The 7,072-nt window shown below is 70.4% G+C and carries 6 protein-coding genes; 1 reads left to right on the top strand and 5 read right to left on the bottom strand.

Translation table 11 applies throughout. The annotated features are described in order from the left end of the window. The coding region (gene putA / locus VHS75_RS20640; protein ID WP_329640506.1) for a bifunctional proline dehydrogenase/L-glutamate gamma-semialdehyde dehydrogenase PutA at positions 1–1,944 on the bottom strand (1,944 nt) is incomplete at its 3' end. A 102-nt stretch (positions 1,945–2,046) separates the two neighbouring features. Between putA and VHS75_RS20635 the strand changes: the two genes are divergently transcribed. After that, entirely contained in the window at positions 2,047–2,517 is a 471-nt protein-coding gene (locus VHS75_RS20635; RefSeq protein ID WP_329640505.1) for an Lrp/AsnC ligand binding domain-containing protein, read from the top strand. 80 nt (positions 2,518–2,597) lie between these two features. Here the strand turns inward: VHS75_RS20635 and proC are convergent, their stop codons facing one another. The 4 genes from proC to VHS75_RS20615 are packed head-to-tail and all read right to left on the bottom strand — an operon-like array spanning position 2,598 to position 7,070. Next, complete coding sequence (proC, locus tag VHS75_RS20630) at positions 2,598–3,419, bottom strand: pyrroline-5-carboxylate reductase (RefSeq protein WP_329640504.1); 822 nt, start codon at positions 3,417–3,419, stop codon at positions 2,598–2,600. Further along, entirely contained in the window at positions 3,416–4,393 is a 978-nt protein-coding gene (locus tag VHS75_RS20625) for an alpha/beta hydrolase fold domain-containing protein (RefSeq protein ID WP_329640503.1), read from the bottom strand. The genes proC and VHS75_RS20625 overlap by 4 nt, the downstream gene beginning before the upstream one ends. 30 nt (positions 4,394–4,423) lie before the next feature. Then, a complete protein-coding gene (locus tag VHS75_RS20620; protein WP_329640502.1) occupies positions 4,424–5,977 on the bottom strand; it encodes an amino acid permease in 1,554 nt (517 codons plus the stop codon). A 1-nt stretch (position 5,978) separates the two neighbouring features. Next, positions 5,979–7,070: a PepSY-associated TM helix domain-containing protein gene (locus tag VHS75_RS20615; RefSeq protein WP_329640501.1), complete on the bottom strand. Its 1,092-nt coding sequence runs from the start codon at positions 7,068–7,070 to the stop codon at positions 5,979–5,981. Between the last annotated feature and the right edge of the window lie 2 nt (positions 7,071–7,072).

The raw sequence follows: 7,072 nt of genomic DNA, 5'->3' as shown, positions 1-7,072 counted from the left end.
CATGGCGTAGTAGCGGCAGAAGTCGGCGGCCTCGCGTACTTCGGCGACCCCGTCGGACAACGTCTTGCCGGCCTCCAGCGCGCAGATGGCGATCAGCCGCTCGCGGTTGGCCTCCAGGGCGTCGGCCATGGCGCGCAGGATGGGTGCGCGCCCCTCGCCACCCAGGGCGTTCCAGGCCGACTGGGCGGCGACCGCGGCGGTGTAGGCGGCGTCGACGTCGGCCAAGCTGGCGTCCGAAGTCTTGCCGATCGTCCGTTTCAGGTCGGACGGCGAGACGCGCGGCGCCGCATTTCCGGAGATCGTCTTTCCACGCACGATTGGGCTCGCCTCAAGGGCCGGAAGGGCTGTGATGGCCCCGGCCAGCGCCTCGCGTGTCGATGCGACGGAGAGATCCATCCCTTGCGAATTCTTGCGGCCAGGACCGTAGAGGTCGGCCGGCAAGGGGATGCGCGGGTGCGGCGCGCCGCCGGAGGCCTCGACCGCGGACATCGGGTCGGAGACCACCTTCTCCACCGGGGTGCGTTCGTCGAGCAGGGCGTGCACGAACGAGGTGTTGGCGCCGTTCTCCAGCAGCCGGCGCACCAAGTAGGGCAACAGGTCCTCGTGGCTGCCCACCGGGGCGTAGACGCGAAGGGGGAAGTCGCCGTAGCGGTCGCGGGCCCCGGCGTAGAGCGCCTCGCCCATGCCGTGCAGCCGCTGGAACTCCGGCGCGAGGCCCGCCTGGGTGGCCATCAGCCGCACGGCGGCCAGGGTGTGGGCGTTGTGGGTGGCGAACTGGGCGTAGAGCGCCGGCGCGGCACCCAGCAGCGCCCGCGCGCAGGTCAGGTAGGAGAGGTCGGTCGCGGCCTTGGTGGTATAGACCGGATAGCCGGGCAGGCCGGCGACCTGGGCGCGCTTGATCTCGCTATCCCAATAGGCGCCCTTCACCAGGCGCACCATCAGCCGCCGCCCCGAGGCGCGGGCGATGGCGGCCACCGCCTCGATCACTTGCGGCCCGCGCTTCTGATAGGCCTGGACGGCGAGGCCAAGGCCTTTCCAGGCGCCCAGCTCCGCCTCGCCCGCCAGCTTCTCCAGCAGCTCCAGGGAGATGACCAGGCGGTCGGCCTCCTCGGCGTCCAGGGTCAGGTTGATGTCGGCGGCCGCGGCCAGGACAGCCAGGCGCCTAATGCGCGGATAGAGCTCGCCCCAGACCCGGTCGGGCTGGCGGGCCTCATAGCGCGGCGACAGCGCCGAGAGCTTCACCGAGACGCCATGGCCGGCCTCGGGACCTTGGGATCCCGCGTGCTTGCCCACCACCTTGATCGCCGCGGCGTAGGCCGCCTCATAGCGCGCGGCGTCGGCCTCGGTGCGGGCGCCCTCGCCCAGCATGTCAAAGGAGCAGACGAAGCCGTCCTGCGCCGCGCGGCGGATCGCCTTTTCGATCGTGGCGCCCAGCACGAACTGCTCGCCCATGATCTTCACCGCCGCGCCCACCGCCCGGCGGATCACCGGCTCGCCCAGCCGCCCGGCCAGCCGGCGGATGAAGCCCGGCAGGTCGGCTCCGGCTTCCTCGTCCGGGTCGATCAGCTTGCCGGTGAGCATCAGGCTCCAGGTCGAGGCGTTGACCAGCAGGCTTTCCGAGGCGCCGGCATGGCTCGCCCAATCGGCCGAGGCGATCTTCTCGGCGATCAGCCTGTCACGGGTCTCTTCGTCGGGGGTGCGCAGCAGGGCCTCAGCCAGGCACATCAGCGCCAGGCCCTCGCGGGTCGACAGGCTGAACTCCTGCAGGAAGCTCTCGACGACGCCCTGACGCCTGGCGCCACGGCGGGCGGAACGGACCAGGGCGGTCGCCTCGTCCAGCACCGAGCGGCGATCTTCCAGGCTCAGGGGCTTGGCGGCCAGCGCCGCCGCGACAACCTCGCGCTCATCCGCAAATTTTGCCGTGTCCAGGTGATCGAAAGGCATTTCAGGTCTCCGGCAGTGAGACGTCCGGAGTACGGCTTATTGTGGCGAATGTGCTGCGGAGATATTCCTATGTGACCCGAGAGTGGCCGGAGAAATTATAATATGTCGAATATCCTTCGTCTCGACGACACGGACCGGCGGCTCCTGCGCGTGCTGCAGGCCGACGGACGGATCAGCAACGGTGACCTGGCCGATCGCTGCAGCCTGTCAGCCTCCGCCTGCTCCGACCGGGTGCGGCGGTTGCGGGACGGCGGCTACATCACCGGGTTCGCCGCGCTCGTGGATCCGGGAAAGGTCGGCCGCGCCCTGCTGATCTTCGTGGAGGTCGTGCTCGACCGCACCACGCCAGAGGCCTTCGAGACCTTCGCCGCCGCCGCGCGGCGGACGCCGGACATTCTGGAGTGCCACATGGTGGCCGGCGGTTTCGACTATCTGCTCAAGGCGCGGGTGCGGGACTTCGCCGAATACCGCAAGTTCCTCGGCGAGGTGCTGGTGAGCATTCCGGGTGTGCGGGAGACCCGAACCTATGCCGTGCTTGAGGAAGTGAAATCCACGACGCAGCTGCCAGTCTAGCAACCCGCAACGCACGGCCGCGTGACCCGCCGTCTCCGCTAGATGGTCGCGTCGGGTCGCAGGCTCATCCGGGGCTCCGATCAGGCCGCGTCGCCGAGCGCCTGCGCCCGGCCGGCGGCGGCCTTGGCGGCCCGCGTCACGAGGTCGTCCAGTCCGCCCGGCGCGCCCAGGATCTCCAAGGCCTGCGCCGTGGTTCCCCCGGGGCTGGTGACCTGCTCGCACAACCTCGCAAGGGAGCTGCGATCTGCGGCCATCTGGGCGCCGGCGCCGATCATGGTCTGGCGAGCGAGCCGCTCGGCGACATCCGGCGGCAGTCCAAGGTTCACCGCCGCCGCGGTCAGGGCTTCAGCGAAACGGAAGACATAGGCCGGGCCACTCCCGGAGATCGCCGTCACGGAATCGAGGTCGTCCTCGCGGCGTAGGCGCACCACCTCGCCGCAGTGCTCGAGCAGGTCGATCGCGTGGTCCACGGCGCTGTCGGCCGCATCGGCCGGCGCAAAGAGGCCGCAGACGCCCATCCCCACTGCGAGCGGCAGGTTCGGCATGACCCGGATCAGGGCGGGGCCTTCGCCGAGCAACGCGCGCAGGCGCGCCACGCGGACGCCGGCCATGAAGGAGATCACCGCCGTCTCATCGCCCAATCGTGCGCGCAGGTCGGGGGCGACGGCCTCGATCAGACCGGGCTTCACCGCCAGCACCACGAGGTCCGGCCGGAAGTCGCCGACGTCGGCCAGGCGGGCGACCGCCCGTTCCGGACCGGCGGCCGGCTGCGGATCGACCACCAGAATATCCATGGCGATGTTGGTCAGTCGCAGGCCGGCCAGCAGCGCGCCGCCCATCCGGCCCGCCCCGACCAGCAGGAGGCGGCCCGGCGTCGCGAGCTGAGATCGAAGGACCGTCACGTAGCGACGTGTGGGGAGATGGCCAGGGTCCGGGCGACCCAATGGGCCATGTCGTCGAGGGCGCGGTTGGCGACCGGGGAGATCGACATGGCTTCGAGGAAGCTGTGCGTCGCGCCCTCGTAGACCTCGGCTTCGACCGGGACGCCGGCGGCCTTGAGCGCGTCGGCCATCTGGAAGTTCTGCTCGGAGTTGATGTCGCAGCGGGGGATCGCGAGGAAGACCGGCGGCAGCCCCTTCAGGTTCGCGCGAAGAGGGCAGACGAGGGGGTTCTGCCGCTCGCTGGGATCGTTCAGGTAGTTCTCCCAGAACTTCAGCGACTCCTCGCGGGTCAGGATGTAGCCCGGCCCGCCGTAGCGGGCGGTGATCTCGTCGGAGGCGATGACCCCGAAGCCGCCGTAGGCGGTGACGATGCCGCTCAACAACTGGCCTTCACCGGCGTCGCGCAGGGTGATCGCCGCGCCGAAGGAGAGATTGCCGCCCGCGGAGTCGCCCCCGATCGCGAGGCGGACGCCCTCCAGATCCAGGACCTTGCCGCCGTCGTCGGCCAGCCATCGCACGGTGTCCACCACCTGCTCGAGGGCGACCGGGAATTTGGCTTCCGGCGCCAAGGCGTAGTCAACGCCGATCACAGCGACGCCCGCGCGCACGGCGAGCTCGCGCATCACCCGGTCATGGGTGTCGAGGCTGAAGATCGTGAAGCCGCCGCCGTGCAGGTAGACGAGCGCGCCTTCCAGTCGCCCCGCATTCGGACGGTAGAGGCGCAGGCGCACCGGGCCGTGGCGGGTGGGCGCCTCGGCCTCGCGGGCCTCATGCATCTCAGGCCCGCCTTGGCGCCAGGGTTCGCGCACCTTCTCGGCGACGGCGCGCGCCACGGGCGCCGACCAGGGCCCGGGCGGCGTCAGCTTGGCATAGGCCTTTCCAGTGGTCTCCACGAAGCGCTGGATGGCGGGTTCGAGGTCTGCGGCGGCGGGCATGATCAGCTCCTCAGCGTCATCGATCGGGGGTCAGGGTAGGTGGCCGGGCGCGTCCAGCACCTCGCCCGGCGTGGCGAGCGGGCCCACGCGGCTGCGGCGGCGGCCATAGGTCAGGTAGATGACGGCGCCCAGCGCGATGTAGCTGCTGATGAAGGCGGCGGGGAACGGGTCGCCAGACCGCGCCTTCATCCCGAGGTCGAGGATCACCGGGACCATCATCGCCCAGGCGAGCACGATCGCGCCCACCGGCACGACGCCGATCCAGAACCGGCCGATGCGGACGCCGCCGAACGGCACCTTGAACGGACGATCGAGCTCCGGGCGGGTGGCGCGCAGCCACATCATGGCGATCGCCACGACCGAGAAACACAGCGCCGACCCCAGGCTCACCATGTCGGTGAGCAGCGACAGAGGCAGGGTCGCCGCCATGACGGCCGACACCAGGCCCAGGACCAGGATGCCGAGGTGCGGCGTGCGCAGCTTCGGGTGCAGGCGACAGAACAGCGGCGGCAGGAGGCCGTCGCGCGAGACGGCGAAGGCCGTGCGCGATTGGCCGTAAGCGTTGATCAGCAGCACCGACGAGATGCCGACAAGGCCCCCGACCTTGACCAGCAGCGCCAGCTGCGGGCGGCCGATCCGGTCGGCGGCGTGGGCCAGGGCGTCGGAGGCGCCCAACTCGCGGAACGGCACCAGTCCGGTCATCACCGCGGACACCATCAGATAGATCACCGTGCAGACGACGACCGCGCCGAGGATGCCGATCGGCAGGTCGCGTTGCGGGTTGCGCGTCTCCGAGGCCGCGTTGGCGACCATCTCGAAGCCGTTGTAGGCGAAGAACAGCATGGAGGCGGCCCGCGCGATCCCCGGCAGGCCGTAGGTGAAGCCGCCCTCGTTCGGCGGGATCAGCGGGGTCCAGTTGGACGGGTGCACGGCCTGCACGCCGATGGCCACGAAGATCAGCAGGATGGTCACCTTGATAACCACCAGCACCGCGTTGATCGTGCTGGACTCCGAGATTCCGGCGATCAGCACCGCGATCACCGCGCCATAGACCAGCATGGCGACCAGGTTGAAGCTGTGGCCTCCGACGATCGCGGTGCCGGTCCCGACGGCGTGGAAGGTCGGACTGGTGAGCACGGCGGGGAGGATTATGCCGAAGCTGTGCAGAAGGCTGACGAGATAGGCGGCCCAGCCTACCGCCAGGCTGGCGCCGGCGAGGCCAAAGTCCATCAGGATCAGCCAGCCCACGCTCCAGGCGAAGACCTCGCCCAGCGCCATGTAGGTGTAGGTGTAGGCCGCGCCCGTCGCCGGCGCGGTCGAGGCCAGTTCGGCGTAGCAAAGGGCGATCAGCGCGCAGGCCACGCCTGCGATGACGAAGGAGAGCATGACGCCAGGGCCGGCGTATCTCGCCGCCGCCTGACCGGTCATTACGTAGACGCCGGACCCCACGATGCCGCCGACGCCCAGCAGCACGAGGTTGAGGGGGCCCAGGACCTGCTTCAAGCCATGGCGGGTCCGGTCATCCCGCATCGTCTCGACGGACTTGCGGGCCAGTAATCCAGTCGCGCGGCGCGGGGCGTTCATGTCAAACCTCCTGAGGCCGCGCGGCGGGGACGCGCTTGTCGACCAGACGGCGCCGTCGGGTCCAAAGCGCAATCCCAAGCCCGATCATCGCGATCAGCCACAGCCCGATCGTGAGGTTGAGAAGCCGTCCGGCCAAGCCCTCGGCCTCGCCGGTGTGGACGGCGTAGAGCAGGTCGGCGAAGCGCCGTCCGATCGGACCCGAATTGGCGGGGACGACCTGCCGCACCCGGCCGGAATTGGCGTCGACGAAGACCGTGGTCAGGCCGTATGCGCGGCGGAGTTCGCCGGGCGCGAGCAGCCGCACGCGGTAGGTGGCGTCGGACGCGGTCGGCCAGGCCACCATGGTCAGGCGAGAATGGGGAACCGTCGCCAGGGCGGCGCGGGCGGCAGTAAGGAACGGCACGGGGGGTCCCGTCGGCGGGAGGCGCGCGATCTCGGCCGGCTGGTCGCCGAGTAGGTCGCGAAGATTGTCCTCGAACACCAGCAGGATGCCGGCGCTGGCCAGGACGATGGCCGGCAGGGCCAGCCACAGACCCAGCGCCCGGTGCCAGCCGAACAGCTGCGCGGTGACTGAGGGTGCGCCGCGCGGCGTGAGCGCTAGCCGCCAACCCCCATACCGCGGCCAGGCGTTGGCGACGCCCAGGCCCAGGCTCACGATCAGCAGCACGCCGCTCGACTCGACAATCCAGCGTCCGGCGTCGCCGGCCAGCAGGGTCTGGTGCAGGCTCACCAGGGTGTCCATGGGCGTACTGGCGCGCTTATCGCGCTGATCGAGGACCGTCCCGTCGCCCGCCACCCGCACGACCGTTCTGGCCGTTCCTGGGCCCTCCAGGTTGATCTTATAGCGGTCGGGCCGGCCCGCGGTCGTCCAGAGCGAGACGACCCGCCGTTGCGAGCCGACCGGCGCGAGGACCGCGAGCCGCGCCTGCAGGGCGTCCAGGTCGGTGGCGCGGTGGGCGCCGGGAAAGGTCGCATCCTCAAGTTCCCAGTGGAACACGATGGCCACCCCGGACGCCGCCTGCACCAGCCAAAAGGCGGCCGCAGCCAGCGCGACCCAACGGTGGAGCCGCAGCAGGGTCCGGCGTACGGTCATCG

Origin of the sequence: Phenylobacterium sp., assembly GCF_036264965.1 — a bacterium.
GTDB lineage: Bacteria > Pseudomonadota > Alphaproteobacteria > Caulobacterales > Caulobacteraceae > Phenylobacterium.
The sequence above is the reverse complement of the archived record's forward strand: the minus strand, read 5'-3'. Positions and strand labels throughout refer to the sequence as shown.